Origin of the sequence: Ferrovum sp. PN-J185 (genome assembly GCF_001581925.1) — a bacterium.
Taxonomy (GTDB): Bacteria; Pseudomonadota; Gammaproteobacteria; order Burkholderiales; family Ferrovaceae; genus PN-J185.
The window spans coordinates 11,548-36,310 of the sequence record NZ_LQZA01000001.1 but is presented as its reverse complement, the minus strand read 5'-3'; the positions used below and the strand labels follow the sequence as shown (position 1 = coordinate 36,310).

The 24,763-nt window shown below is 43.8% G+C and carries 35 protein-coding genes and 1 pseudogene; 1 reads left to right on the top strand and 35 read right to left on the bottom strand.

Annotation, left to right across the window (positions count from 1 at the left end):
* Positions 1 to 2: 2 nt before the first annotated feature.
* Positions 3 to 1,361: a chloride channel protein gene (locus tag FV185_RS00255; RefSeq protein WP_067492455.1), complete on the top strand. Its 1,359-nt coding sequence runs from the start codon at positions 3 to 5 to the stop codon at positions 1,359 to 1,361.
* A 19-nt stretch (positions 1,362 to 1,380) separates the two neighbouring features.
* Here FV185_RS00255 and FV185_RS00250 read toward each other — a convergent pair whose 3' ends face one another.
* The 35 genes and pseudogenes from FV185_RS00250 to rpoC form a co-directional block, all read right to left on the bottom strand.
* On the bottom strand, positions 1,381 to 1,980 hold the full coding sequence (locus tag FV185_RS00250; protein WP_067492454.1) for an SRPBCC family protein: 600 nt from the start codon (positions 1,978 to 1,980) through the stop codon (positions 1,381 to 1,383).
* Positions 1,981 to 2,215: 235 nt separating this feature from the next.
* Entirely contained in the window at positions 2,216 to 2,608 is a 393-nt protein-coding gene (gene rplQ / locus FV185_RS00245) for a 50S ribosomal protein L17 (RefSeq protein ID WP_067492450.1), read from the bottom strand.
* A 27-nt stretch (positions 2,609 to 2,635) separates the two neighbouring features.
* Positions 2,636 to 3,622, bottom strand: coding sequence for a DNA-directed RNA polymerase subunit alpha (locus FV185_RS00240; RefSeq protein WP_067492448.1), 987 nt, complete (start codon positions 3,620 to 3,622; stop codon positions 2,636 to 2,638).
* 39 nt (positions 3,623 to 3,661) lie between these two features.
* Complete coding sequence (rpsD, locus tag FV185_RS00235; RefSeq protein ID WP_067492446.1) at positions 3,662 to 4,288, bottom strand: 30S ribosomal protein S4; 627 nt, start codon at positions 4,286 to 4,288, stop codon at positions 3,662 to 3,664.
* Between the two features lie 21 nt (positions 4,289 to 4,309).
* Entirely contained in the window at positions 4,310 to 4,705 is a 396-nt protein-coding gene (gene rpsK / locus FV185_RS00230; protein WP_067492444.1) for a 30S ribosomal protein S11, read from the bottom strand.
* A gap of 16 nt (positions 4,706 to 4,721) precedes the next feature.
* Positions 4,722 to 5,084, bottom strand: coding sequence for a 30S ribosomal protein S13 (gene rpsM, locus FV185_RS00225; protein WP_067492442.1), 363 nt, complete (start codon positions 5,082 to 5,084; stop codon positions 4,722 to 4,724).
* A gap of 36 nt (positions 5,085 to 5,120) precedes the next feature.
* Positions 5,121 to 5,234 (bottom strand): 50S ribosomal protein L36, encoded by a 114-nt coding sequence (rpmJ, locus tag FV185_RS00220; protein WP_067492440.1) that lies wholly within the window; start codon positions 5,232 to 5,234, stop codon positions 5,121 to 5,123.
* Positions 5,235 to 5,255: 21 nt separating this feature from the next.
* On the bottom strand, positions 5,256 to 5,474 hold the full coding sequence (infA, locus tag FV185_RS00215; RefSeq protein ID WP_056929430.1) for a translation initiation factor IF-1: 219 nt from the start codon (positions 5,472 to 5,474) through the stop codon (positions 5,256 to 5,258).
* An 11-nt stretch (positions 5,475 to 5,485) separates the two neighbouring features.
* Positions 5,486 to 6,787: a preprotein translocase subunit SecY gene (gene secY / locus FV185_RS00210; RefSeq protein ID WP_197457689.1), complete on the bottom strand. Its 1,302-nt coding sequence runs from the start codon at positions 6,785 to 6,787 to the stop codon at positions 5,486 to 5,488.
* Positions 6,787 to 7,236, bottom strand: a complete 450-nt coding sequence (rplO, locus tag FV185_RS00205) for a 50S ribosomal protein L15 (protein WP_067492439.1) — start codon at positions 7,234 to 7,236, stop codon at positions 6,787 to 6,789. Before rplO ends, secY begins: the two co-directional genes overlap by 1 nt.
* A gap of 17 nt (positions 7,237 to 7,253) precedes the next feature.
* Positions 7,254 to 7,442 carry a 50S ribosomal protein L30 gene (rpmD, locus tag FV185_RS00200; protein WP_067492437.1) on the bottom strand — a complete coding sequence of 63 codons (189 nt, stop codon included), beginning with the start codon at positions 7,440 to 7,442 and terminating at the stop codon, positions 7,254 to 7,256.
* A 4-nt stretch (positions 7,443 to 7,446) separates the two neighbouring features.
* Positions 7,447 to 7,956 (bottom strand): 30S ribosomal protein S5, encoded by a 510-nt coding sequence (gene rpsE / locus FV185_RS00195; RefSeq protein ID WP_067492435.1) that lies wholly within the window; start codon positions 7,954 to 7,956, stop codon positions 7,447 to 7,449.
* A gap of 24 nt (positions 7,957 to 7,980) precedes the next feature.
* The gene (rplR, locus tag FV185_RS00190) at positions 7,981 to 8,334 is read right to left on the bottom strand and encodes a 50S ribosomal protein L18 (protein ID WP_067492433.1); all 354 of its coding nucleotides are present in this window, start codon (positions 8,332 to 8,334) and stop codon (positions 7,981 to 7,983) included.
* 12 nt (positions 8,335 to 8,346) lie between these two features.
* The gene (rplF, locus tag FV185_RS00185; protein WP_067492431.1) at positions 8,347 to 8,880 is read right to left on the bottom strand and encodes a 50S ribosomal protein L6; all 534 of its coding nucleotides are present in this window, start codon (positions 8,878 to 8,880) and stop codon (positions 8,347 to 8,349) included.
* A 10-nt stretch (positions 8,881 to 8,890) separates the two neighbouring features.
* A complete protein-coding gene (gene rpsH / locus FV185_RS00180) occupies positions 8,891 to 9,286 on the bottom strand; it encodes a 30S ribosomal protein S8 (protein WP_067492429.1) in 396 nt (131 codons plus the stop codon).
* A gap of 17 nt (positions 9,287 to 9,303) precedes the next feature.
* Positions 9,304 to 9,609 (bottom strand): 30S ribosomal protein S14, encoded by a 306-nt coding sequence (rpsN, locus tag FV185_RS00175; protein ID WP_067492427.1) that lies wholly within the window; start codon positions 9,607 to 9,609, stop codon positions 9,304 to 9,306.
* A gap of 8 nt (positions 9,610 to 9,617) precedes the next feature.
* Positions 9,618 to 10,157, bottom strand: a complete 540-nt coding sequence (gene rplE / locus FV185_RS00170) for a 50S ribosomal protein L5 (RefSeq protein WP_067492425.1) — start codon at positions 10,155 to 10,157, stop codon at positions 9,618 to 9,620.
* A 9-nt stretch (positions 10,158 to 10,166) separates the two neighbouring features.
* Positions 10,167 to 10,481: a 50S ribosomal protein L24 gene (gene rplX, locus FV185_RS00165; RefSeq protein ID WP_067492423.1), complete on the bottom strand. Its 315-nt coding sequence runs from the start codon at positions 10,479 to 10,481 to the stop codon at positions 10,167 to 10,169.
* A 9-nt stretch (positions 10,482 to 10,490) separates the two neighbouring features.
* A complete protein-coding gene (gene rplN, locus FV185_RS00160; protein ID WP_067492421.1) occupies positions 10,491 to 10,859 on the bottom strand; it encodes a 50S ribosomal protein L14 in 369 nt (122 codons plus the stop codon).
* Positions 10,860 to 11,032: 173 nt separating this feature from the next.
* Complete coding sequence (rpsQ, locus tag FV185_RS00155; RefSeq protein ID WP_067492419.1) at positions 11,033 to 11,311, bottom strand: 30S ribosomal protein S17; 279 nt, start codon at positions 11,309 to 11,311, stop codon at positions 11,033 to 11,035.
* On the bottom strand, positions 11,308 to 11,502 hold the full coding sequence (gene rpmC / locus FV185_RS00150) for a 50S ribosomal protein L29 (protein ID WP_067492417.1): 195 nt from the start codon (positions 11,500 to 11,502) through the stop codon (positions 11,308 to 11,310). Before rpmC ends, rpsQ begins: the two co-directional genes overlap by 4 nt.
* Before the next feature lie 5 nt (positions 11,503 to 11,507).
* Positions 11,508 to 11,921: a 50S ribosomal protein L16 gene (rplP, locus tag FV185_RS00145; protein WP_056929416.1), complete on the bottom strand. Its 414-nt coding sequence runs from the start codon at positions 11,919 to 11,921 to the stop codon at positions 11,508 to 11,510.
* The gene (gene rpsC, locus FV185_RS00140) at positions 11,905 to 12,630 is read right to left on the bottom strand and encodes a 30S ribosomal protein S3 (RefSeq protein ID WP_067492415.1); all 726 of its coding nucleotides are present in this window, start codon (positions 12,628 to 12,630) and stop codon (positions 11,905 to 11,907) included. The genes rplP and rpsC overlap by 17 nt, the downstream gene beginning before the upstream one ends.
* Before the next feature lie 2 nt (positions 12,631 to 12,632).
* The gene (rplV, locus tag FV185_RS00135) at positions 12,633 to 12,968 is read right to left on the bottom strand and encodes a 50S ribosomal protein L22 (protein ID WP_067492413.1); all 336 of its coding nucleotides are present in this window, start codon (positions 12,966 to 12,968) and stop codon (positions 12,633 to 12,635) included.
* A 13-nt stretch (positions 12,969 to 12,981) separates the two neighbouring features.
* Positions 12,982 to 13,266: a 30S ribosomal protein S19 gene (gene rpsS / locus FV185_RS00130; protein WP_067492411.1), complete on the bottom strand. Its 285-nt coding sequence runs from the start codon at positions 13,264 to 13,266 to the stop codon at positions 12,982 to 12,984.
* Positions 13,267 to 13,277: 11 nt separating this feature from the next.
* Positions 13,278 to 14,105 carry a 50S ribosomal protein L2 gene (gene rplB, locus FV185_RS00125; protein ID WP_067492409.1) on the bottom strand — a complete coding sequence of 276 codons (828 nt, stop codon included), beginning with the start codon at positions 14,103 to 14,105 and terminating at the stop codon, positions 13,278 to 13,280.
* A 3-nt stretch (positions 14,106 to 14,108) separates the two neighbouring features.
* Positions 14,109 to 14,417: a 50S ribosomal protein L23 gene (rplW, locus tag FV185_RS00120; protein WP_067492407.1), complete on the bottom strand. Its 309-nt coding sequence runs from the start codon at positions 14,415 to 14,417 to the stop codon at positions 14,109 to 14,111.
* Positions 14,414 to 15,034: a 50S ribosomal protein L4 gene (rplD, locus tag FV185_RS00115; protein WP_067492405.1), complete on the bottom strand. Its 621-nt coding sequence runs from the start codon at positions 15,032 to 15,034 to the stop codon at positions 14,414 to 14,416. The genes rplW and rplD overlap by 4 nt, the downstream gene beginning before the upstream one ends.
* 2 nt (positions 15,035 to 15,036) lie before the next feature.
* On the bottom strand, positions 15,037 to 15,681 hold the full coding sequence (gene rplC / locus FV185_RS00110; protein ID WP_067492402.1) for a 50S ribosomal protein L3: 645 nt from the start codon (positions 15,679 to 15,681) through the stop codon (positions 15,037 to 15,039).
* Between the two features lie 105 nt (positions 15,682 to 15,786).
* Positions 15,787 to 16,107, bottom strand: coding sequence for a 30S ribosomal protein S10 (gene rpsJ, locus FV185_RS00105; protein WP_067492400.1), 321 nt, complete (start codon positions 16,105 to 16,107; stop codon positions 15,787 to 15,789).
* A gap of 9 nt (positions 16,108 to 16,116) precedes the next feature.
* Positions 16,117 to 17,309: pseudogene (gene tuf, locus FV185_RS00100) on the bottom strand (elongation factor Tu).
* 24 nt (positions 17,310 to 17,333) lie between these two features.
* Positions 17,334 to 19,427, bottom strand: coding sequence for an elongation factor G (gene fusA, locus FV185_RS00095; RefSeq protein WP_067492398.1), 2,094 nt, complete (start codon positions 19,425 to 19,427; stop codon positions 17,334 to 17,336).
* A gap of 151 nt (positions 19,428 to 19,578) precedes the next feature.
* Positions 19,579 to 20,049, bottom strand: a complete 471-nt coding sequence (gene rpsG / locus FV185_RS00090; RefSeq protein WP_067492393.1) for a 30S ribosomal protein S7 — start codon at positions 20,047 to 20,049, stop codon at positions 19,579 to 19,581.
* Between the two features lie 19 nt (positions 20,050 to 20,068).
* Complete coding sequence (rpsL, locus tag FV185_RS00085; RefSeq protein ID WP_067492390.1) at positions 20,069 to 20,446, bottom strand: 30S ribosomal protein S12; 378 nt, start codon at positions 20,444 to 20,446, stop codon at positions 20,069 to 20,071.
* 93 nt (positions 20,447 to 20,539) lie between these two features.
* Positions 20,540 to 24,745: a DNA-directed RNA polymerase subunit beta' gene (gene rpoC, locus FV185_RS00080; protein ID WP_067492388.1), complete on the bottom strand. Its 4,206-nt coding sequence runs from the start codon at positions 24,743 to 24,745 to the stop codon at positions 20,540 to 20,542.
* Between the last annotated feature and the right edge of the window lie 18 nt (positions 24,746 to 24,763).

Below are 24,763 nucleotides of genomic sequence, written 5' to 3'. Positions count from 1 at the left end.
TTGTGATTAATTTACGCTCACCCTGGCGTCGCCATCGCTGGGGTATACGTTTGGTACTATGGGGTTTTGGGGGACTAGCAGGGCTCACTGTGGTGGGCTTTTCCCAATTAGCGAGCCTCTCTTTAGATGTGTTTTTTTCCATCTATCAACATTATTGGTGGTCACCCTTCTTGTTGGCCCCCTTAGTGGGTATGGTGACCGTGTTTCTGACACAACGTTATTTCCCCGGAAGTCAAGGTAGTGGCATTCCGCAAGTGATTGCAGCTACCCAACTGGCACGACAAAACCAACCTGTTACCCGTCTTGTTTCCTTGCGTATTCTCATAGGTAAAATTTTTCTTGGCTGTTTTGCCTTAATCGGTGGCTTTTCAGCTGGGCGTGAGGGCCCATCAGTACAGGTGGCATCGTCCATTATGGCCATCGCCCATCGCTTTCTTCCGCATGCTAGAGCTCTCAGAAAAACTGACCTTATCCTAGCAGGAGGAGCGGCAGGGATTGCTGCGGCCTTTAATACTCCCTTAGCAGGAGTGGTCTTTGCAGTGGAAGAGTTGGGGCGGCGCTTAGAAACTCGTACCAGCGGTGTGTTAATTAGCACCATTATTCTCTCTGGATTGGTCTCCATTGCCCTATTAGGGGACTATCAGTATTTTGGCCGCCTTAGCATGCATGAACAAGAGTCCTTTTCCATTATTCCCTCACTCGTAGTCTGCGCGGTGATATGTGGTTTACTGGGTGCTTTATTTAACTTTTTACTACTCTGGCCACAAAAGTCCCCTCATCTATCCATCTGGAGCTGGCGTAAAGCGCATCCTGTTTTGTTTGCAGGCATCTGTGGCTTGGTTATCGCCACACTTGGAGTGCTCGTCCATGGCGCCTCCTTTGGCAGCGGTTACGGCATTACCAAATCCATTATTGAAGGTCATCAAAGTGTTAATTGGGCAGTACCCATTACGCGCTTTTTAGCTACGGTGTTCACCTATTTTTCTGGTATGCCAGGAGGGATCTTTGCTCCTGCTTTGTCTGTGGGGGCAGCATTAGGCTACAACCTGAGTCATTTTTTAGGCGGCTTCAGTAGCGCTGTTCCCATTATGACGCTGTGTATGGCAGGCTTCTTAGCCGCCGTTACACAGGCACCTATCACTTCAGCGATTATTGTCATGGAGATGGTAGACGGTCACGGTTTATTGATTAGCCTGATGGCCGTCTCTCTCATGGCTAAAGCGGTAAGTTCGCGTTTTGGTGGTGAACTATATCAACAGTTAGGCCATTACTTTTATCAGAATACATTGGCTTCTTTGCCACAGAGTCAGCCTGTCAGTGACACTCCCGTCAAAGAAGAGGCTACCCCATCCAGCAAATAATACTGATTGTTAAGAAATACTAAGGTTGAGTGGGGGCGCCATGATAACGTTTAATCATTTCTCGTGCCATGGACTGAAATTGTTCTTTCACTTCACTATCAATAAAGTCACTACCAAAGATATCAGCAAGCCATGAATCAGGCTCAATGCTCGCTTGATAATCAAGTATTACATTATCGGTATTGCTATTGGTGAGTCTCATTTCAGTATGCATACTTTTTACCGTACCTGAAATAGTATTACTAGTAATCCGGTATTGCGGTTCAAGAGTAATATCCCTGATATTTTGGTATTCCATTGAAATAATCCCCCACTCAGCCTCACCCACTTCATGTATGCGATAACGATTGCCCTGCTGACTCACCACATTGACATGTTTTACGTTATGTAAGAATGTAGAAAAATGGGTAAAGTCGGTAAGCACAAGCCACGCTATACTCTGTGGGACTGGCACCTCCATATGGGCTGTTACATGAAACACTGTATCTTGATGGTCAACTTGTACATGTACATCTTGTGTGGGCGTATCGGCATAGGACAGAGGGCTTATCAGACTAATTAGTATAGCCCCAATAATGTACTTTCCACTGATTAGATAATTTAACAAACGAGCACTCATTGATTAGTACATTCTTCTTTCAATATTATATTAACGATGACAATACCCTCATTCTATATGACTTTATTTAACTCACTCTGTTATCAAGATTAGTCATTTATTTTTACCAAAATATTAATGGTAATAGCTTGCTCTGAGCCTATCTCTATTTTTGTTATACCCCTACTACATTAAGTCCCAAAAAAAAACCCTAACTTAGTAGTTAGGGTTCTAATCGATCAACATAAAGTATCAGTTAAGCTTCCTGTACCTCAGCAGCTTCAACCTCATCTGGGCGGTCCATGAGCTCAACCAATGCCATAGGAGCGTTATCACCTTGACGGAAGCCAAACTTGAGAATACGTAAGTAACCACCATTACGAGCCTTGTAGCGAGGACCTAATTCATTAAATAACTTAGTCACCATATCACGATCACGTAAACGGTTGAAGGCAGTACGACGATTATTTAACGTAGGCTCTTTACCCAAGGTAATTAACGGCTCAGCGACACGACGTAATTCCTTAGCTTTAGGCAAAGTGGTTTTGATCACTTCATGACGTAATAATGAGTTAGTCATATTACGAAGCATCGCTAAGCGATGACTTGAAGTACGATTTAATTTACGGTTACTTAAGCGGTGACGCATAATTTCATTCCTTTCAACAATTCAGTCTTAGCGACGTTCTGCTAAGTTTGCAGGCGGCCAGTTCTCAAGTTTCATACCCAAGGTCAGACTCTTGGATGCCAATACTTCTTTAATTTCATTGAGAGACTTACGACCAAGGTTTGGTGTCTTCAACAACTCAGTTTCAGTACGTTGAATTAAATCACCAATGTAATAAATATTTTCAGCTTTTAAGCAGTTAGCTGAACGAACAGTTAACTCTAAGTCATCGACAGGCTGTAACAGTATTGGATCAACTTGAGGAACTTTAGCTGTTTCAGTAGTTAATGGTGTACCTTGAAGATCAGCAAAGATACTTAACTGATCCATAAGAATACGTGCAGCAAAACGTACTGCCTCTTCAGGATCAATGGCACCATTGGTTTCAATATCCATAACTAATTTATCTAAGTCCGTACGTTGTTCAACACGGGCACTTTCAACTGAATAACTAACACGGTGAATTGGACTAAATGACGCATCCAATTGAATACCGCCCACAGTACGAGACTCTTGATCGATACCACGTACGGTTGCAGGCTGATAGCCGCGACCTTGCTCAACTTTAATCTGCATATCAAGCTTACCGCCTGCAGTTAAATGAGCAATGACATGATCAGGATTAATAATTTCTACATCATGTTGCGCTTCAATATCACCTGCTGTAACAATACCTGGACCTTCTTTAACTAATTTAAGAATAGTCTCAGTGTGGTTATGTAATTTTAATACGACTCCTTTGAGGTTCAACAGAAGATCAACAACATCCTCTTGAACACCTTCAACGGTTGAGTACTCATGCAATACGCCAGCAATTTTTACTTCAGTGGGAGCAAAACCAGCCATTGAAGATAATAAAATGCGACGCAAAGCGTTACCTAAAGTGTGCCCATAACCACGTTCAAAGGGCTCCATAACTACCTTGGCATAGGTAGGTGAAATGTTTTGAACCTCAATGCTACGAGGTTTTAAAAAAGAGGCATTTTGGTTTTGCATCATTTGTCCTTGTCAACTTCTAACAGGAAATCATCCCAATTATTTAGAATACAATTCCACTACCAGTGATTCATTCATAGTAGAAGACAATTCGCTACGCTGTGGACGTGCTTTATACACGCCTTTCATCGCTTTCGCATCAACTTCTAACCACTCAGGGAAACCACGATTTTCAGCAGCTTCTACCGCACCTTTAATACGTAACTGGTTTTTTGATTTATCAGCGATTTCCACTGCATCACCAGGACGAACTTGGTATGACGGAATATTCACGCGACGACCATTTACAAGTACGCCATTGTGACGAACTACCTGACGCGCTTCAGCACGTGATGCACCAAAGCCCATACGGTAAGCCACATTGTCTAAACGTGACTCTAAGTTCTGTAGTAAGACTTCACCAGTAATACCACGTGAACGTTCAGCATCGTGATAAACACTGCGGAACTGTCTTTCTAATACGCCATAAATACGACGGATTTTTTGTTTTGCACGTAACTGACCACCGTAGTCAGATAAACGGCCTTGTTTCTGACCATGTTGGCCAGGTGCATAAGCACGTCTTTCAATTGCACACTTATCAGTGAAACACTTCTCACCTTTTAAGAAAAGTTTCTCACCTTCACGGCGACACTGACGACATTTTGCATCCAGGTTTCTTGCCACAATCGTTCTCCTGATCCTGGGTTAAATACGACGCTTTTTAGGGGGACGGCAACCGTTATGGGGTACCGGCGTCACATCTGAAATACTGGTGATTTTAAAGCCAGCAGCATTCAAAGCACGGACAGCTGATTCACGACCAGGTCCAGGTCCTTTAATTCTGACTTCAAGATTTTTTACACCACACTCTTGTGCAGCTTTACCTGCATTTTCTGCAGCAATCTGTGCTGCAAAAGGAGTACTTTTACGTGACCCTTTGAAACCATTACTGCCAGAGGTTGCCCATGAAAGCGCATTACCTTGACGATCAGTGATGGTAACAATGGTATTGTTAAAAGACGCATGAATATGAGCGATGCCCTCAGCCACGTTCTTCTTAACTTTTTTGCGAACACGGTTTGCTGTATTTGCCTTAACCATTCAAATATCCTTTCAATTACTTCGTTGTACGTACTGCTTTACGTGGTCCCTTACGTGTACGCGCATTAGTGCGGGTGCGCTGTCCACGGCAAGGTAGGCCACGACGATGACGGCTACCACGGTAGCTACCAAGATCCATTAAACGTTTAATATTTAATGAAACCTCGCGTCGTAAATCACCTTCTACTGCATATTTGGTGACTTCAACACGTAACTTTTCCATGTCGGCGTCAGATATATCTTTAATTTTAGTGCTGGTATTTACTCCCGCTGCGGCACAAATGTTACGCGCAGTAGAACGTCCAATACCGTAAATTGCCGTCAAAGCAATTTCTGCATGTTGATGATTCGGGATATTAACCCCAGCAATACGTGCCATAAAACGACCTCGATCTTGTTACGTTAAATCACCAGATTAACCCTGGCGCTGTTTGTGGCGAGGATCATCACAAATCACTCGCAATACACCTTTACGTCGTACTAACTTGCACTTACGACACACTTTTTTTACTGATGCTTGTACCTTCATACTATTTCTCCTACATTCTCATTACTTGGCGCGGAAGGTAATCCGGCACCGAGTTAAATCATAAGGTGTCAATTCCACCGTTACTTTATCTCCAGGAAGAATACGAATATAGTGCATACGCATTTTCCCAGATATATGTCCTAACACCACATGATCGTTTTCGAGCTTAACGCGAAATGTTGCGTTGGGAAGGGTCTCTAAAATTTCACCCTGCATCTCGATCGTATCTTCTTTAGCCATTGACTCTCGTCTTATCCCTTCAAATTAGCTTTCTTTAATAAACTTTCATACTGTTGCGCCATGGCATAAGATTGAACCTGTGCCATAAAATCCATAGTGACCACAACAATAATTAATAATGAAGTACCACCAAAATAAAATGGCACATTAAACTTCACTATTAAAAACTCAGGTAACAAACACACTAAAGCAATATAAATTGCACCTGTTAATGTTAAGCGAGTCATTATCTTGTCAATGTATCGCGCCGTTTGTTCACCTGGTCGAATCCCGGGAACAAAAGCACCGCTTTTCTTTAAATTGTCAGCCGTCTCTTTACTGTTAAATACCAATGCGGTGTAAAAGAAACAAAAGAATACAATTGCAGCGGTGTAAAGTAACACATATACAGGTTGGCCTGGACTTAATACAGCACTGATATCCTTTAACCAACTAAACTTTTCATGACTACCAAACCAACCAGCAAGCGTTGCCGGAAACAAAATAATACTACTAGCAAAAATAGGAGGTATAACACCAGCCATATTTAATTTAAGTGGTAAATGTGAGCTTTGACCACCATAAATCTTATTGCCTACTTGCCGTTTAGCATAATTAACAATAATCTTACGTTGACCGCGTTCAACAAATACAACGAGTGCCGTAATTAAGGCCACAGCAACAAATAGAGCAATTGCCATAAACCAAGAAAAAGCACCCGTTCTTACTAGCTCCAAGGTGCTACCAATGGCACGCGGCAAACCTGCCACAATACCAGCAAAGATAATCATTGAGATACCATTACCAATACCACGTTCAGTAATCTGTTCTCCAAGCCACATCAAAAACATGGTGCCAGTAACCAGCGTTACTGCTGTTGTCATACGAAAAGCCAAACCTGGATCAATTACAAGTCCTGGTTGCGCTTCAAGAGCAACGGCGATACCAACTGCCTGAAAGAAAGCTAAAACTACCGTACCATAACGAGTGTACTGAGTAATTTTACGGCGTCCTGCCTCACCTTCTTTTTTTAATGCTTCAATACTAGGTATTACCGTACCTAACAGCTGCATAATAATCGATGCAGAAATATAAGGCATGATACCCAATGCAAAAACAGTAAAGCGCGATAATGCTCCACCCGAGAACATGTTGAACATGCCCAGAATACCACCTTGTTGGCTATTGAATAGACGCGCTAATTCAACAGGATTAATACCTGGCACAGGAATATGCGCGCCAATACGATAGACCACCAATGCACCTAAAACAAACCATAGACGACGTTTTAAATCGCTAAATTTATCTTGATTCATGGCAGCGGATGTAACCATTAGCTAGCCTCAACATCCACTTTAACACTACCACCTGCCTTCTCAATGGCAGCCTTCGCACCTTGAGTAACAAAAATACCTTCTAATTTTAAGGCACGTGTAACTTCACCCTTCAAAAATACTTTTGCACCACCAGCACTGGTAGATACTAAACCAGCTTGTTTCAAAGCCAACAAGTCAATCACTTCACTTTCCACTTTCATCAAGTCAGACAAACGAACTTGTTCAGTTTCATGACGGTTAACAGGTTGAAAACCGCGTTTTGGCAAACGACGTTGCAATGGCATCTGACCGCCTTCAAAACCGACTTTATGGAAACCACCTGAACGGCTTTTTTGTCCCTTGTGACCGCGACCTGCAGTCTTACCAAGACCACTACCAATACCGCGGCCTACACGTCGACGGGCTTTTTTAGCACCTTCAGCAGGTTTGATTGTATTCAGTTCCATAGTACTTTCCTTAATGACTACACCACACGAACCAAATGGCTGACTTTATTAATCATGCCACGGTTCTCTGGTGTATCTATTACTTCAACCACATGATGCATACGTTTCAATCCCAAGCCACGAACACAAGCTCTATGAGATTGAATAGCACCAATAGGGCTCTTATATAAAGTCACACGTAATGTTTTATTATGAGTAGCTGACATAGAATTACTCCGTAATTTCTTCTACTGTCTTACCACGTTTCGCTGCAATCTCAGATGGGCGACGAGTAGCCAACAAACCATTTAAAGTTGCACGAATTACGTTGTAAGGATTGGTTGAGCCAATACATTTAGCCAACACATCAGTCACACCCACTACTTCAAACACAGCCCTCATTGGACCACCAGCAATAATACCAGTACCCTCTGAAGCAGGCTGCATGAATACTTTTGCAGAACCATGTTCGCCAATCACTTGGTGATATAAAGTACCATTTTTAAGGTTTACTTTAACCATCTTACGTCGAGCCTGTTCCATAGCCTTTTGGACAGCAACGGGCACTTCACGGGACTTACCTTTACCCATGCCAATACCACCGTCACCATCACCAACCACGGTTAAAGCCGCAAAACCTAAGATACGACCACCTTTAACGACCTTGGTAACACGGTTAACTGCTACCATTTTTTCGCGTAAACCGTCTGTACGCTCTTCTGTATTTTCAATTTTTGCCATGTGCTATCCCGATGGGTTCGCTAATTAAAACTTCAATCCGCCTTCACGTGCAGCATCAGCCAAAGCTTTAATGCGACCGTGATAACGGAAACCTGAACGATCAAAAGCAACAGTTTCTACACCTGCTTTAATCGCTTTTTCAGCAATACGCTTACCCACTGCGGTTGCTGCTTTGATATTGCCGCCATTGGCAATGTCTTTTCTTACTTCAGGCTCAAGCGTAGAGGCACTAGCCAATACCTTAGATCCTGTTGCATCAATAATCTGCGCGTAAACATGCTGATTGGTACGATGTACAGTTAAACGTACTGCGCACAACTGAGCGATTTTTGCACGGGTTTTACGTGCGCGCCGAACTCTTCCGTTGTCATGCATCATGATCTAGTCGCCTTATTTCTTCTTAGTTTCTTTCAAAATAATCTGCTCATCGGCATAACGCACACCTTTTCCTTTATAAGGCTCAGGTTTACGATACGCGCGCACTTCCGCAGCCACTTGCCCCACCACCTGACGATCAATACCTTTAATAAGGATCTCAGTTTGGGTAGGTGTCTCAACTTTAATCCCAGCAGGCATCTGATGCACAACAGGATGTGAAAAACCAAGACTTAAATTCAACTTATCACCTTGCGCTTGAGCACGATACCCCACACCCACCAAGGTTAGTTTCTTTTCCCAACCCTTAGTCACACCAGTAACCATATTAAATACTAAGGCACGTGCGGTTCCTGACATAGCATTGGCAAACTGACTGTTATTTGCTGCTTTAAAAGTCAAAGTATTATCAGTTTTTTCAACTAAAACCTGGTCACCCAAGTGCTGCTTTAACGCACCCAAGGGTCCTTTAACTGAAATCTCACCAGAACCAATAGTAATCTCAACTTTTTCTGGAAGAATAACTGGGTTATTTGCTATACGTGACATAACCTTCTCCTTAAGCCACGATACACAGTACTTCACCACCAACATTATGGTGACGAGCTGCGCGATCAGTTATTACACCAGCAGGAGTAGACACAATGGCTACACCTAACCCATTCATTACCTTAGGAATTTCTTGGCAGCTCTTGTAAATACGTAAACCAGGACGACTTACACGCTCAATCATCTCAATAACGGGACGACCGGCATAATATTTAAGAGCCAACTCTAAGGTTGGTTTGTTGTCATTTTGATGGACTGAATAGCCATCAATATAACCTTCATCTTTAAGAACTTTGGCAATTGCCACTTTCAATTTAGAAGAAGGCATCGATACACTGTTTTTTTCCGCACGCTGGGCGTTACGGATACGAGTTAGCATATCGGCGATTGGATCTGTCATGCTCATTGAATGCGCTCCTGGTCCTACCAACTGGCTTTGATCATGCCTGGAATTTCTCCACGCATTGCGATCTCACGGAGCTTGTTACGCCCCAAACCAAATTTTCTATACACACCACGCGGTCTACCCGTTAATGCACAACGGTTGCGCAGTCTCGTTGGGCTAGAGTTGCGTGGCAAATTCTGCAATGCAACTCGAGCTTGATAGCGGGCGTCATCAGTCGCCTTGCTATCGTTAATCACACTTAACAATTGTGCACGTTTTTCAGCAAATTTCTTTACCAAATCGCGACGCTTTTGTTCTCTATTAATTAGTGAAAGTTTAGCCACTATGAACCTCAGACTTTCAAAGGAAATTTAAAGGCAAGCAAAAGCGCTTTTGCTTCTGCATCTGTTTTTGCTGTGGTAGTGATCGTGATATTCATACCACGTACCGCATCAATCTTGTCATATTCAATCTCAGGGAATATGGTTTGCTCTTTAACACCCATGCTGTAATTGCCACGGCCATCAAAGGAACGACCCGAAATGCCACGAAAATCTCGAATACGAGGAATTGCAATAGAAATCAAACGGTCTAAGAATTCGTACATACGTTCACGACGTAAAGTAACCATACAACCAATTGGATAACCTTGACGAATTTTAAAACCAGCAATGGATTTACGTGATTTAGTCACCACAGGCTTTTGTCCTGCGATTTTCTGCATATCACCCACTGCGTGTTCGATCACTTTTTTATCAGCTACCGCTTCACCCACACCCATGTTAAGAGTGATTTTAGTGATTTTCGGCACTTCCATAACAGAGTTATAACCAAACTCTTTCATTAAGCTTGGCACTACTGTTTCTTTGTAAAAACTATTGAGACGACTCATATCTTATCCTTACGCGTCTACGACTTCACCATTGGACTTGAAGAAACGTACACGACGCCCATCTTCAAGCTCACGAATACCTACACGATCAGCTTTCTGAGTAGCAGGATTAAACAACGCTACATTAGAAATATGAATAGGCATTTCTTTTTCAATAATGCCACCCTGATCACCCTTTACAGGGTTGGGTTTTTGGTGTTTTTTAACACGATTAATCCCTTCAACCACTAGGCTAAATTCAGCAACGCTACGTACCACACCGCGCTTGCCTTTATCTTTACCTGTAATAGCGATTACTTCGTCACCTTTGCGGATTTTACGCATGAGACACTCCTATAACACTTCAGGCGCCAAAGAAACGATTTTCATGAATCGTTCTGTACGCAACTCACGGGTGACCGGCCCAAAAATACGAGTACCAATGGGCTCAAGTTTTGTGTTTAACAACACTGCCGCATTGCCATCAAACTTAATTAAGGAGCCGTCTGGACGACGTACACCCTTAGCTGTTCTGACAACTACAGCGTTGTACACTTCACCTTTCTTAACACGACCACGGGGAGCAGCAGTTTTAATGCTGACCTTGATCACATCGCCAATATTGGCGTAACGGCGTTTTGAACCGCCCAACACTTTGATGCACATAACAGACTTGGCGCCGGTGTTGTCAGCGACGTCTAGCATCGATTGCATTTGAATCATGGCTTATGCCTCACTCCAACTTGTTCCGCCGACATTTGTCTTTGTGCCGACGGGGATGTTTTGACCCCACGGCGCGACGGCTAGTTTTGGATCCCGTTAGGGACTGAAAAAACGTTGCTTCCGAAGAATCGACAATTCTAACCTAAGAACTTACTAAATGCAAGCCCCTTTCCTTAAACCGTTTCTGCACGAGAAACCAATTTGGATACTTTCCATGATTTGGTTTTCGAAATAGGACGGCACTCTTCAATCACCACGATGTCGCCATTGTGGAAATCATTGGCTTCTACATGCGCATGATATTTTTTTGAACGACGAATAACTTTACCTATTACTGGGTGTGTTACTGTTCTTTCAACTAAAACAGTTACAGTTTTATCCATCTTATCGCTCACAACGGTACCGGTAAGAGTACGGACGTTGAGAGATTTGTCATTTTTAATTTCTGTCATGATTGGATAGCCTTCTCACGAATCAAAGTTTTCACTCGGGCAATATCTCTTCTTAACTTTAAGAGATCGCTCGTTTTGTTACTCTGTTGAGTAGCGATTTGAATTTTTAATCCAAAACGCGCTTTCATCAATGACACTAGTTCTTGATTTAACTCTTCAACAGATTTGGTACGCAGTTCTTTTGCTTTCATGTGCCTTACCCTAACTGTCTAGTTACAAAGGTGGTTGCAATTGGCAACTTTGCTGCAGCTAAAGTAAATGCTTCACGCGCCAATTTTTCATCCACACCATCCATCTCGTAGAGAACTTTACCTGGTACGATTTCAGCTACGAAGTACTCAGGACTTCCTTTACCGTTACCCATACGAACTTCAGCAGGTTTGCGGGAAATGGGTTTATCTGGAAAGATACGAATCCAAATACGTCCACCACGTTTAATGTGACGAGTCATTGCACGACGAGCTGCTTCTATTTGACGTGCAGTTAAACGACCACGCTCTGTGGCTTTTAATCCAAAATCACCAAAGGATACTTTGGCACCACGGGTTGCAACACCGGTATTTCTACCTTTTTGCTGTTTACGATATTTTGTTCTAGCTGGCTGCAGCATTTCGCGCTCCTGACTTACGTGGTTTCTTCTCGGGCTCAACCTGAGGTGCAGGAGCAGCTGCAACTGCCGGTTGTTCACCACGACCCATAATCTCACCTTTAAATACGAGTACTTTTACACCAATAATGCCGTAGGTGGTTTTTGCTTCTGAAAAACCGAAATCAATATCAGCACGTAGTGTGTGCAAAGGTACACGTCCTTCGCGATACCACTCAGTACGAGCAATTTCAATACCATTTAAACGACCGCTACTGGTAATTTTGATACCCTGTGCGCCTAGTCTCATAGCATTTTGCATTGCGCGTTTCATGGCACGACGGAACATTACGCGTTTTTCAAGCTGGCTTGTAATGCCATCAGCAATAATTTGTGCATCAAGTTCTGGTTTACGAATTTCTTCAATATTCACATGAACAGGTACACCCATTAATTTCTGGAGGCTACTACGTAAACCTTCAATGTCTTCACCTTTTTTCCCAATTACCACACCAGGGCGAGCGCTATAAATGGTGATTTTGGCATTCTTAGCAGGACGCTCAATAAGAATTCTACCTACTGAAGCATGGGCTAATTTCTTCTTTAAAAATTCACGAACCTTAATGTCATCTTGCAACATTTTTGGAAACGCTTTTGAATTAGCAAACCACTTAGAAGACCAGTTTTTTAATACACTTAAACGGAATCCCGTTGGATGAATTTTCTGTCCCATATCTATTCCTTATCAGCCACGGTAACGTAGATGTGGCAGGTTGGTTTAATGATACGATTACCACGACCCTTAGCGCGGGCTGTAAAACGCTTCATTACCGGTCCTTTCTCTACATAAATAGTGGATACCTTCAATTCATCCACATCCAAACCAAGATTATGTTCAGCATTAGCAATCGCTGACTCTAATACTTTTTTAATAATCTTAGCGCCTTTTTTAGGACTAAAAGTCAATAGGTTCAACGCTTGATCAACTTTCATTCCGCGAACCTGATCAGCGACCAAACGACCTTTTTGCGCTGACAGTCTCACACCTTTTAACATTGCTTGAGCATTCATGAATTACGGCCTCCTACTTCTTACCAGGCGCCGCTTTCTTGTCAGCCGCATGGCCTTTAAAAGTGCGCGTCATTGAAAACTCACCTAATTTGTGACCCACCATATTTTCAGTAACATATACAGGAATATGTGTTTTTCCGTTATGTACAGCGATGGTTAAGCCGACAAAGTCAGGCAATACGGTTGATCGACGTGACCAGGTCTTAATGGGACGTTTATCTTTAGAAGCGATAGCGGTCTCCACTTTTTTAATTAAATGCCCGTCTACGAAGGGTCCTTTTTTTACTGAACGTGCCATAGTCGAAATCCTTAAGCAGAATGACGGCGGCGAACAATCATATTGTTCGTGCGTTTATTCTTACGAGTACGATAACCTTTGGTTTGTACTCCCCATGGGCTGACAGGATGACGTCCTGCGGCCGTTTTTCCCTCACCACCACCATGAGGGTGATCAATTGGGTTCATTGCCACACCACGAACCGTTGGACGAATACCACGCCAACGCTGTGCTCCAGCCTTACCAATTGATCTTAAATTGTGCTCTTCATTGCCCACTTCACCTACGGTGGCACGACAATCTACGTGTACGCGACGAATTTCACCAGAACGCAAACGCAACTGAGCATACGCTCCTTCGCGAGCAAGCAACTGCACTGACGTACCAGCTGAACGAGCAAGCTGCGCACCTTTACCAGGTTGCATTTCAATACAATGAATTGTGCTACCCACAGGAATGTTTCTCAATGGTAAACAATTGCCTGCTTTGATAGGTGCCTGTGAACCGCTCATTAGTTGTGCACCTTGAACCACACCTTTAGGTGCAATAATGTAGCGTCTTTCACCATCTGCGTAACACAATAAAGCTAAATTAGCCGTACGATTAGGATCGTATTCAAGACGCTCAACAATAGCTGGAATACCATCTTTATTACGTTTAAAATCCACAATACGGTAATGCTGACGATGACCACCACCTTGGTGACGGGTTGTAATATGACCGTTATTGTTACGACCTGCTTTTTTAGATTGCTTCTCTAATAAACCACGAACTGGTTCGCCTTTATGAAGATCTGGATTGACAACCCTAATAACTCCACGGCGACCGGGAGAGGTAGGTTTCATTTTTACAATTGCCATCTCTTATTCTCCCGCTACCAAATTAATTTCTTGACCTGGCTTGAGACATACATAAGCCTTTTTCCAATCTTTTCGTTTACCAATAAAACGACCGGAACGTTTAACTTTACCTTTAATATTAACCACTTGAACGCTTTCAACTTGCACTTTAAATAGCAATTCAACAGCAGCTTTAATCTCAGGTTTAGTAGCATCTGGCACTACTTTAAAAATTACCTGCTCGTTCTTATCAGCAACAAATGTACTCTTTTCAGAAATCAAAGGAGCTTCGATGACGTTAAGCAGCCTTTCTTCTTTAAACTGTGCGCTCATGCCAATACCTCCTCAAACTTCTTCACCGCCCCAAGGGTTAAAATTACTTTAGGAAAGCGAATTAAACTAACAGGATCTGCTTCTTGAACCTCTAACACCAATGCATTAGGTAGGTTGCGGGAAGATAGATACAAGTTCTCATCCAAGTTGTCAGTAATAATCAGCACACGGTCAAAACCCATACCTTTGATTTTTCCTGCTAGCTGCTTGGTTTTTGGTGAGTCAAGTTCAATCTGCTCAACAACAGACAAACGATCTTCACGAACCAATTGAGACAAGATAGAACAGATACCTGCACGATACATTTTACGATTGATTTTATGCGTAAAATTCTCATCAGGGCTAGATGGAAAAATCTTACCACCACCACGCCACAAGGGACTTGATGCCATACCAGCACGTGCACGGCCTGTGCCTTTCTGGCGCCAGGGTTTACGAGTTGATTTAGCGATTTCAGAACGACCCTTCTGTGCGCGTGTGCCTTGACGGGCGTTAGCCTGGAAAGCCACCACTAGTTGGTGTACCAAAGCTTCGTTGTATTCGCGACCAAATAACTCGTCGGATGCAGCAACAGTAGAGGTAGCTTGTCCGTTTTCATTGATCAATTTAAGATCCATTATTACGCACCCCCTTTAACAGCAGGCTTAACAATCACATGCCCACCTTTTGAACCAGGGATTGCACCCTTAATCAATAGTAATTGACGTTCATTGTCGATACGTACGATTTCTAAATTCTGTGCAGTACTTTTCACATCACCCAAATGACCGGCCATACGCTTACCTGGGAATACTCGACCAGGATCTTGCGCCATACCAATAGATCCAGGGCTGTTGTGAGACACTGAGTTACCGTGACTTGCGCGGTTTGAGCTAAAGTTGTGACGCTTAATAGCACCAGCAAAACCCTTGCCCATTGAAGTGCCTGTTACATCAACCTTTTGCCCCACTTGAAATACATCAGTGGTTAAAGTTGCACCAGGAGCAAAGCCTTGAGCCACATCTTCGGTAACACGAAATTCATTAATAATAGAGCCTGCAGTTACACCTGCTTTTGATAAGTGTCCAGCAATGGCTTTATTGACACGAGTCGCACGGCGTGTACCAAAGGTTACTTGAACTGCGCTGTAACCATCTGTGCCAGGCGTCTTGATCTGAGTGACGCGATTGTTGCCCACCTCAACAACTGTGACTGGAATTGCATCACCGTCGTCGCTGAAGACACGCGTCATGCCGATTTTACGGCCGACGAGTCCTAGAGTCATTCTATTGTCCTTATGTTTGTTAACCCTTACGGGTACCGATTACAATTGATCGGTAACTATTTATTACTACTAAGGGGCTGAATTATACCCCATAAAACCATTTAATTACAACTTAATTTCAACATCCACACCAGCGGGTAAATCTAATTTCATCAAAGCATCCACTGTTTTATCAGTAGGATCTAAGATATCCATTAAACGCAAATGAGTACGGATTTCAAATTGATCTCGAGAGGTTTTGTTAACGTGCGGTGAACGCAACACGTCAAAGCGCTCAATGCGTGTAGGCAAGGGTACTGGACCCTTGACTACCGCACCGGTTCTTTTGGCAGTTTCCACAATCTCTAAAGCAGATTGATCAATTAAACGATAATCAAACGCTTTTAAACGAATGCGAATTTTTTGGTGAGCTAATGCGGTTACCATAATTTATCCTTACTCAATAACTTTAGCGACCACACCGGCACCTACCGTACGGCCACCTTCACGAATTGCAAAACGCAATCCTTCTTCCATCGCAATCGGTGCAATCAATGTTACCGTTACCGATACGTTGTCTCCAGGCATCACCATCTCGGTGCCTTCTGGCAATTCAATCGCACCCGTTACGTCTGTAGTACGGAAGTAAAACTGTGGACGATATCCTTGGAAGAATGGTGTATGACGTCCACCTTCATTCTTTCGACAATACGTAAATCTCAGCAGTAAACTTTAGTGTGCGGAGTAATTGAACCTGGTTTCGCCAACACTTGACCACGCTCAACGTCTTCACGCTTGGTACCACGTAATAACACACCAACGTTATCACCTGCTTGACCTTGATCCAATAACTTACGGAACATCTCAACACCAGTACATACCGTCTTCTGGGTTGCCTTCAATCCCACAATCTCAATCTCTTCACCAACCTTGATCACACCGCGCTCAACACGACCAGTCACCACAGTACCGCGACCAGAAATAGAGAACACATCTTCAACAGGCATCAAGAATGCACCGTCAATAGCACGCTCAGGATCAGGGATATAGGTATCCAATGCTTCAGCTAAACGCCAGATAGCAGGTTCACCAATCTCAGATTGATCACCTTCCAAGGCTTTCAACGCACTACCAATAACGATCGGTGTGTCATCACCTGGGAAGTTATATTTAGATAACAACTCACGAACTTCCATCTCAACCAGTTCCAACAACTCTTTGTCGTCAACCATGTCGGCTTTGTTCATGAATACAACAATGTATGGCACGCCTACCTGACGGGCTAACAAAATATGCTCACGGGTTTGTGGCATAGGACCATCAGCTGCAGATACCACCAAAATAGCACCGTCCATCTGGGCAGCACCAGTAATCATGTTCTTCACATAGTCAGCGTGGCCTGGACAGTCAACGTGAGCATAGTGACGGTGATCCGTCTCATACTCAACGTGCGCCGTATTAATCGTAATACCACGTGCCTTCTCTTCTGGCGCCGAATCAATCTGATCGTAACTCTTCGCCTCACCACCATACTTCTTCGACAACACAATCGTTAACGCCGCTGTCAAAGTCGTCTTACCATGATCCACGTGACCAATCGTCCCCACGTTTACGTGCGGCTTCGTACGTTCAAACTTACCTTTTGCCATGAATAGTTTCCTTAAAAAATGACATTATTTCTTGTTAATAATCGCTTCAGCCACATTACGTGGAGCCTCAGCATAATGCTTAAATTCCATCGTGTAGGTAGCACGTCCTTGGGTTGCTGAACGCAGTGTTGTGGAATAACCAAACATTTCCGCTAACGGCACTTCAGCTTTAATGACTTTCACTCCAGCTACATCTTCCATACCCTGGACCATACCGCGACGAGATGACAAATCACCTACCACGTTACCCATGAACTCTGGCGGTGTTTCCACTTCCACAGCCATCATTGGCTCCAATAGAACAGGGCTCGCCTTTCTCATACCATCTTTAAACGCCATAGAAGCCGCCATCTTAAAGGCATTTTCGTTAGAGTCCACATCGTGGTATGAACCAAAGTGCAAGGTTACTTTTACATCAACAACTGGGAAGCCTGCTAGCACACCATTTGGCAAGGTATCAATCAACCCTTTTTCAACTGCAGGAATAAATTCACGAGGTACCACACCACCTTTAATGGCATCGACGAACTCAAAACCTTTACCTACTTCATTAGGCTCAACTTTTAATACCACGTGACCATACTGACCACGACCACCAGACTGCTTAACGAACTTACCTTCAGCGTTGTCCACTTTGCTGCGAATGGTTTCGCGGTAGGCTACTTGTGGTTTACCAACAGCGGCCTCAACACCAAACTCACGACGCATACGGTCAACAATAATTTCCAAGTGCAACTCGCCCATTCCAGAAATAATGGTTTGACCAGATTCTTCATCTGTATGTACGCGGAACGAAGGATCCTCTTGAGCCAAGCGATTCAACGCAATACCCATTTTTTCTTGGTCGGCTTTGGTCTTGGGCTCTACAGCTTGAGAAATAACAGGCTCTGGGAACTCCATTTTCTCAAGAGTAATAACATGCTGCGGATCACACAATGTGTCACCAGTGGTAGCCTCTTTCAACCCCACAGCAGCGGCGATATCACCAGCGCGCACTTCTTTAATCTCTTCACGTTGGTTCGCGTGCATCTGCAAGATTCGACCCACACGCTCTTTCTTACCCTTAATTGGGTTGTAAATGGTATCGCCAGAATTCACCACACCTGAATAAACGCGGAAGAAGATTAATTGACCGACAAAAGGATCGGTCATGATCTTAAACGCTAAACCTGAGAAAGGCTCGTCATCTGAGGCTTTACGTGAACCTGTTTGACCATTCTCCAACTCACCCTCAACTGGAGGAATATCAATTGGCGATGGTAGATACTCTACAACCGCATCCAGCATTGCCTGCACACCTTTGTTTTTAAAGGCACTACCGCAAAGCATGGGTACGATTTCGCCAGAAATAGTCCGTGTGCGAATACCCAAACGAATTTCTTCTTCAGTTAACTCGCCACTTTCAAGGTATTTGTTCATTAATTCTTCAGAAGCTTCAGCGGCGGCTTCAACCATCTTCTCGCGCCATTCTTCTGCAGTATCTTTAAGATCGGCAGGAATATCCTGAAACTCAAACTTCATCCCCTGTGACGCTTCATCCCACAAAATCGCTTTCATGCGCACCAAGTCAATCACGCCAGCAAATTTATCTTCGGCACCAATAGGTACCTGCATTGGCACTGGGTTACCACGTAAACGTTCACGAATTTGGTTATAAACTTTAAAAAAGTCTGCACCAATACGGTCCATTTTATTAACAAAAGCCAAACGCGGTACACCGTATTTGTTTGCTTGTCTCCAAACAGTTTCAGACTGAGGCTGCACACCACCCACTGAGTCGTAGACCATACATGCACCATCTAGCACACGCATTGAACGTTCTACCTCAATAGTAAAGTCAACGTGCCCCGGGGTATCAATAATGTTAATACGATGCTCTGGGAATTTCCCTTCCATACCACGCCAAAAACAGGTGGTCGCAGCAGAAGTAATGGTAATGCCACGCTCCTGCTCTTGCTCCATCCAGTCCATGGTAGCAGCACCATCATGAACCTCACCAATTTTATGAGATACACCGGTGTAGAAAAGAATACGTTCAGTAGTAGTCGTCTTACCCGCGTCGATGTGGGCAGAGATACCAATGTTGCGATAACGCTCAATAGGGGTTTTACGAGCCAATTTATTTACCTTCCGATTGTTTCAATTAATACACCTTGGGCCCAGTGTTAAATACTGAGCCCAAGGCGCCATCACTACCAGCTAGGATTACAACTTATGTTGTTGATATCTGCTTGACGCCTGCGAATAGGGCAGCAGATCAACTCCTAGCTTAAAAACGATAATGTGCAAAAGCTTTATTGGCTTCTGCCATACGGTGCACTTCTTCACGCTTTTTAATCGCACCACCGCGACCTTCAGCAGCGTCAATTAATTCACCCGCTAAACGCAAACCCATGGATTTTTCACTGCGCTTCCTAGCCGCCTCACGTAACCAGCGCATTGCCAGCGCTGTACGACGACTTGCACGAACTTCCACAGGCACTTGGTAGTTAGCACCACCTACGCGACGGCTTTTCACCTCAACGATAGGTTTGGCATTATTTAATGCCGTAACAAATACTTCTAATGGATCTTTGCCTGATTTAGCAGAAATCGCATCCATAGCACGGTAAACAATCTGTTCTGCAACAGATTTTTTACCTGAATCCATAATGACATTTACAAACTTTGAAATGTCGGTGTTGCCATACTTTGGATCTGGCAACACTTCACGTTTGGGAACTTCACGACGACGTGGCATAAGTCTTCTCTCTAATTAATTAAGCTTCTTTAGGGCGTTTAGCACCGTACTTAGAACGGCCTTGTTTACGATCTTTCACACCAGCCGTATCCAAGCTACCGCGCACTGTGTGGTAACGTACACCAGGTAAGTCTTTAACACGACCACCACGAATAAGTACCACCGAGTGCTCTTGAAGATTGTGACCTTCACCGCCGATGTAACTACTGACTTCAAAACCATTGGTCAAACGAACACGAGCCACTTTACGCAATGCGGAGTTAGGCTTTTTCGGTGTCGTTGTATAAACACGAGTACATACACCACGTTTTTGTGGGGAGCCAGCTAGAGCTGGAACCTTACTTTTGGCTTTTTTCAAAGCGCGTGGTTTACGAATTAACTGATTAATTGTTGGCATTATTGATCCACTATATCCAGTAATAGTCATTTTGGGGTAAAACGCTTTTACCCCAAAAAAGACTGTTGATTTTATGGCCTATTGGCCCCCTTGTCAAGCCACCTGCTCATCATCAGTGGCTTCGCCCATTGGAATATCGGCCACATCCATTGCCAGCTCTGCACCGTTTCCATTTTTAGGCTGCTTTTTGCGTACATTGTGGTAGGCCAATCCTGTTCCAGCAGGGATTAAACGACCAACAATAACGTTTTCTTTCAAGCCGCGTAAATCATCACGTTTACCCATGATGGCAGCTTCTGTGAGTACACGCGTTGTCTCTTGGAAAGACGCTGCTGAAATAAAGGAGTCAGTGGAGAGAGACGCCTTAGTGATACCTAAGAGTATGTTCTCGTAAGTAGCGGGACGTTTGTCTTCAGCTAACACTTTATCATTTTCATCTAACAACTCAGCGCGTTCCACTTGTTCGCCAGGGATAAATCGTGTATCACCCGGATCCAACACCTGAACACGTCTTAGCATTTGACGTACAATCACTTCAATATGTTTATCGTTAATCTTCACACCTTGAAGACGGTATACGTCCTGAACTTCGTCAGTGATATAACGAGTTAATGCTTCTACGCCGAGTAGACGTAAAATATCATGCGGATCGGCAGGCCCATCAACAATCATCTCGCCTTTATTAACGATCTGACCATCATGCACCGTAACATGCTTATCTTTAGGAATTAGATAATCATGTGCAATGCCGTCCATATCTGTGATCACGAGACGTTGCTTACCCTTGGTTTCTTTACCAGTTGATACAGTACCCGTCATTTCTGCTAGCAAACCAGCATCTTTCGGTGAGCGTGCTTCAAAGAGTTCAGCCACACGTGGTAGACCACCAGTAATATCACGGGTCTTAGATGACTCTTGTGGGATACGAGCCAAGACATCACCCACACCCACTTGTTGACCGTTCTTAACGGTAATAATCGCACCAATTTGGAAGGTAATATTAACCGCTTGATCAGATTGAGCCAATTTCACTTCTTTACCTTTGCTATCCAACAATTTTACTTGTGGACGCAACCCTTTTGACTGGGTACCTGCACGACGTTTTGGATCGATCACAACAAGCGTAGATAACCCTGTTACCTCATCAATTTGTTTGGCAACAGTAACGCCTTCTTCGACGTTCTCAAAACGTACCTCACCAGCATACTCAGTGATAATTGGACGAGTATGCGGATCCCAGTTGGCAAGCACCTGACCTGCTTTAACCTTATGTCCATCTTGAATCAATAAGGTTGCACCGTAAGGTACTTTATGGCGTTCGCGTTCGCGACCTGACTCTTCGGTAATAATCACTTCACCGCCACGGGAGATCACAATCTGCTCTTGTCGGGCATTGGTTACGTAACGCATACCTGAGGAGAAGCGAATGACACCGTTTGACTTACTTTCTACTTGCGAGACAACAGCAGCACGCGAGGCGGCACCGCCAATGTGGAAGGTACGCATGGTAAGCTGAGTACCGGGTTCACCAATAGATTGCGCTGAAATCACCCCTACTGCTTCACCCACATTCACTAAACCACCACGACCCAAATCGCGACCATAACATTGCGCACATAAGCCGTAACGAGTTTCGCAGGTTAACGGTGTACGAACTTTCACTTCATCAATGCCTGCAACCTCAATGGCATCTACCGCATCTTCATCAAGCAGAGTACCTGCAGGGATTAACACTTCCTGTGTATCAGGGCTAATTACATCTGCTGCCGCAACACGACCTAAGATTCTGTCTTTTAAAGGTTCTACTACTTCACCGCCCTCAACCAAGGCTTTAAATACCATACCCTCTTCAGTACCACAATCTTGCTCAACTACCACCAAGTCTTGTGTTACATCAACAAGGCGTCGTGTTAAATAACCTGAGTTAGCGGTTTTAAGTGCCGTATCAGCCAAGCCTTTACGTGCACCGTGTGTTGAAATAAAGTACTGCAACACATTCAAGCCTTCACGGAAGTTAGCAGTAATAGGTGTCTCGATAATTGAGCCATCAGGTTTAGCCATCAAACCACGCATCCCAGCTAACTGACGAATCTGCGCTGCAGAACCACGAGCACCGGAGTCAGCCATCATATAAATTGCATTAAAGGATTCTTGGGTGGTAGTCTTACCGGCACGGTCAACAACAGGTTCACGACCTAATTGGTCCATCATGGCCTTAGCCACTTGATCCCCTGCACGACCCCAAATATCAACTACCTTGTTGTAGCGCTCGCCTTGAGTAACAAGACCTGAGGTATATTGCGCTTCAATTTCTTTCACTTCACCTTCAGCTGAGGCAATAATTTCTTCTTTCTCTTTTGGTACCAACATGTCATCAATACATATTGAAATACCAGCACGCGTTGCCATGCTGAAGCCGGTATACATCAACTTATCAGCAAAAATCACTGCTTCACGAATACCGCAACGTCTGAAAGCAGCATTAATTAAACGTGAGATTTCTTTTTTCTTGAGTGTCTTATTAATGAACTCAAAAGGTAAGCCCTCTGGCAGTATTTCTGACAGAATTGCACGTCCTACTGTGGTTTCATAACGCGTGGTTTTTTCTTGACGCTCACCTGCATCATTGCGGAAGGCCTCTTTAATACGCACCATAATTTTTGCAGTGACATCAACAGTACGTGTTTCAAAGGCACGAACCACTTCCGATACGTTAGCAAAAACCATTCCTTCACCACGTGCATTAACACGCTCACGGGTAATGTAGTACAAACCAAGCACGATATCTTGTGATGGAACAATAATGGGCTCACCGTTAGCAGGGGACAAGACGTTGTTGGAAGACAACATCAATGTTCTTGCTTCCATTTGTGCTTCGATGGATAAGGGCACGTGAACAGCCATCTGGTCACCGTCAAAGTCAGCATTAAACGCAGCACACACTAACGGATGTAACTGAATGGCTTTTCCTTCAATCAAGACAGGCTCAAAGGCTTGTATACCTAAACGGTGTAAGGTTGGAGCGCGGTTAAGTAACACTGGATGCTCACGAATAACATCTTCAAGAATATCCCATACTTCAGGGATCTCTTGCTCTACCATGCGTTTGGCAGCTTTAATAGTGGTCGCCAAGCCCATCACTTCTAAGCGATGGAAAATAAATGGCTTGAATAACTCAAGAGCCATTTTCTTAGGCAAACCACACTGATGTAATTTCAATTGTGGACCAACCACAATTACAGAACGACCCGAATAATCAACACGTTTACCCAACAAGTTCTGACGGAAACGACCGCTCTTACCTTTAATCATGTCAGCCAATGATTTTAATGCGCGTTTATTGGCGCCAGTCATTGCCTTACCACGACGACCGTTATCAAGTAACGAATCAACCGCTTCTTGTAGCATACGTTTTTCATTACGCACAATAATCTCAGGAGCTTTCAGTTCCAAGAGACGTTTTAAGCGGTTGTTACGATTGATAACACGACGGTACAAATCATTTAAATCACTGGTAGCAAAACGCCCACCATCTAAAGGTACTAGAGGGCGAAGTTCTGGAGGCAACACAGGTAATACTTCCATGACCATCCAATCAGGTTTAATACCTGATTTTTGGAATGCCTCAAGAATCTTAACGCGTTTAGCGTATTTTTTAATTTTGGTGTCGGACGCAGTACCTGATAACTCTTGACGCAAACGCTCAATCTCACTATCAAGGTCAATTTGACGTAATAACTCACGCACCCCCTCAGCACCCATACTAGCCTGGAATTCATCGCCATACTCTTCAACTTTGGCGAGGTAATCTTCCTCAGTAAGTAATTGACAACGCTGTAGAGGCGTCATACCAGGATCAGTCACCACGAACGCTTCAAAGTATAAGACACGTTCAATGTCACGCAAGGTCATATCCAACACCATACCCAAACGGGAAGGCAAGGATTTTAAAAACCAAATATGCGCAACAGGGCTAGCTAACTCAATATGACCCATGCGTTCACGACGCACTTTAGAGAGCGTCACTTCAACGTTACACTTCTCACAAATCACACCACGGTGCTTGAGTCGTTTATATTTACCACATAAACACTCGTAATCTTTGACTGGTCCAAAAATCTTGGCACAGAACAAACCATCACGCTCAGGTTTGAATGTACGATAGTTAATGGTCTCAGGTTTCTTTACCTCACCATACGACCATGAACGTATCTTCTCAGGAGAAGCCAGTCCAATACGGATTGCATCAAACTCTTCTTCTTGTGTTACTTGTTTAAATAAATCTAAAAGTGCTTTCACTTTCTACCTCCATCGGTT

What these genes read in the sequence shown, in the direction of transcription:
- rplE (WP_067492425.1), bottom strand. Translation starts at nt 10,157, where the DNA reads ATGAGTCGTCTCAATAGTTTTTACAAAGAAACAGTAGTGCCAAGCTTA.
- rpmJ (WP_067492440.1), bottom strand. Translation starts at nt 5,234, where the DNA reads ATGAAGGTACAAGCATCAGTAAAAAAAGTGTGTCGTAAGTGCAAGTTA.
- rplV (WP_067492413.1), bottom strand. Translation starts at nt 12,968, where the DNA reads ATGAATGCTCAAGCAATGTTAAAAGGTGTGAGACTGTCAGCGCAAAAA.
- rplX (WP_067492423.1), bottom strand. Translation starts at nt 10,481, where the DNA reads ATGCGTAAAATCCGCAAAGGTGACGAAGTAATCGCTATTACAGGTAAA.
- rpsC (WP_067492415.1), bottom strand. Translation starts at nt 12,630, where the DNA reads ATGGGACAGAAAATTCATCCAACGGGATTCCGTTTAAGTGTATTAAAA.
- rpsQ (WP_067492419.1), bottom strand. Translation starts at nt 11,311, where the DNA reads ATGACAGAAATTAAAAATGACAAATCTCTCAACGTCCGTACTCTTACC.
- rplQ (WP_067492450.1), bottom strand. Translation starts at nt 2,608, where the DNA reads ATGCGTCACCGCTTAAGTAACCGTAAATTAAATCGTACTTCAAGTCAT.
- FV185_RS00250 (WP_067492454.1), bottom strand. Translation starts at nt 1,980, where the DNA reads ATGAGTGCTCGTTTGTTAAATTATCTAATCAGTGGAAAGTACATTATT.
- rpmD (WP_067492437.1), bottom strand. Translation starts at nt 7,442, where the DNA reads ATGTCAGCTACTCATAATAAAACATTACGTGTGACTTTATATAAGAGC.
- rplO (WP_067492439.1), bottom strand. Translation starts at nt 7,236, where the DNA reads ATGGAACTGAATACAATCAAACCTGCTGAAGGTGCTAAAAAAGCCCGT.
- rplN (WP_067492421.1), bottom strand. Translation starts at nt 10,859, where the DNA reads ATGATTCAAATGCAATCGATGCTAGACGTCGCTGACAACACCGGCGCC.
- rpsL (WP_067492390.1), bottom strand. Translation starts at nt 20,446, where the DNA reads ATGCCAACAATTAATCAGTTAATTCGTAAACCACGCGCTTTGAAAAAA.
- rplD (WP_067492405.1), bottom strand. Translation starts at nt 15,034, where the DNA reads ATGGATCTTAAATTGATCAATGAAAACGGACAAGCTACCTCTACTGTT.
- rplW (WP_067492407.1), bottom strand. Translation starts at nt 14,417, where the DNA reads ATGAGCGCACAGTTTAAAGAAGAAAGGCTGCTTAACGTCATCGAAGCT.
- rplR (WP_067492433.1), bottom strand. Translation starts at nt 8,334, where the DNA reads ATGATGCATGACAACGGAAGAGTTCGGCGCGCACGTAAAACCCGTGCA.
- rpsH (WP_067492429.1), bottom strand. Translation starts at nt 9,286, where the DNA reads ATGAGCATGACAGATCCAATCGCCGATATGCTAACTCGTATCCGTAAC.
- rplF (WP_067492431.1), bottom strand. Translation starts at nt 8,880, where the DNA reads ATGTCACGTATAGCAAATAACCCAGTTATTCTTCCAGAAAAAGTTGAG.
- rpsJ (WP_067492400.1), bottom strand. Translation starts at nt 16,107, where the DNA reads ATGGTAACCGCATTAGCTCACCAAAAAATTCGCATTCGTTTAAAAGCG.
- infA (WP_056929430.1), bottom strand. Translation starts at nt 5,474, where the DNA reads ATGGCTAAAGAAGATACGATCGAGATGCAGGGTGAAATTTTAGAGACC.
- rpsK (WP_067492444.1), bottom strand. Translation starts at nt 4,705, where the DNA reads ATGGTTAAGGCAAATACAGCAAACCGTGTTCGCAAAAAAGTTAAGAAG.
- rpmC (WP_067492417.1), bottom strand. Translation starts at nt 11,502, where the DNA reads ATGAAAGCAAAAGAACTGCGTACCAAATCTGTTGAAGAGTTAAATCAA.
- FV185_RS00240 (WP_067492448.1), bottom strand. Translation starts at nt 3,622, where the DNA reads ATGCAAAACCAAAATGCCTCTTTTTTAAAACCTCGTAGCATTGAGGTT.
- rpsS (WP_067492411.1), bottom strand. Translation starts at nt 13,266, where the DNA reads ATGGCACGTTCAGTAAAAAAAGGACCCTTCGTAGACGGGCATTTAATT.
- rpsM (WP_067492442.1), bottom strand. Translation starts at nt 5,084, where the DNA reads ATGGCACGTATTGCTGGGGTTAATATCCCGAATCATCAACATGCAGAA.
- rplP (WP_056929416.1), bottom strand. Translation starts at nt 11,921, where the DNA reads ATGCTGCAGCCAGCTAGAACAAAATATCGTAAACAGCAAAAAGGTAGA.
- rpsE (WP_067492435.1), bottom strand. Translation starts at nt 7,956, where the DNA reads ATGGCAAAAATTGAAAATACAGAAGAGCGTACAGACGGTTTACGCGAA.
- rplC (WP_067492402.1), bottom strand. Translation starts at nt 15,681, where the DNA reads ATGACTCTAGGACTCGTCGGCCGTAAAATCGGCATGACGCGTGTCTTC.
- rplB (WP_067492409.1), bottom strand. Translation starts at nt 14,105, where the DNA reads ATGGCAATTGTAAAAATGAAACCTACCTCTCCCGGTCGCCGTGGAGTT.
- secY (WP_197457689.1), bottom strand. Translation starts at nt 6,787, where the DNA reads ATGGTTACATCCGCTGCCATGAATCAAGATAAATTTAGCGATTTAAAA.
- rpsG (WP_067492393.1), bottom strand. Translation starts at nt 20,049, where the DNA reads ATGCCACGTCGTCGTGAAGTTCCCAAACGTGAAGTGTTGCCAGATCCA.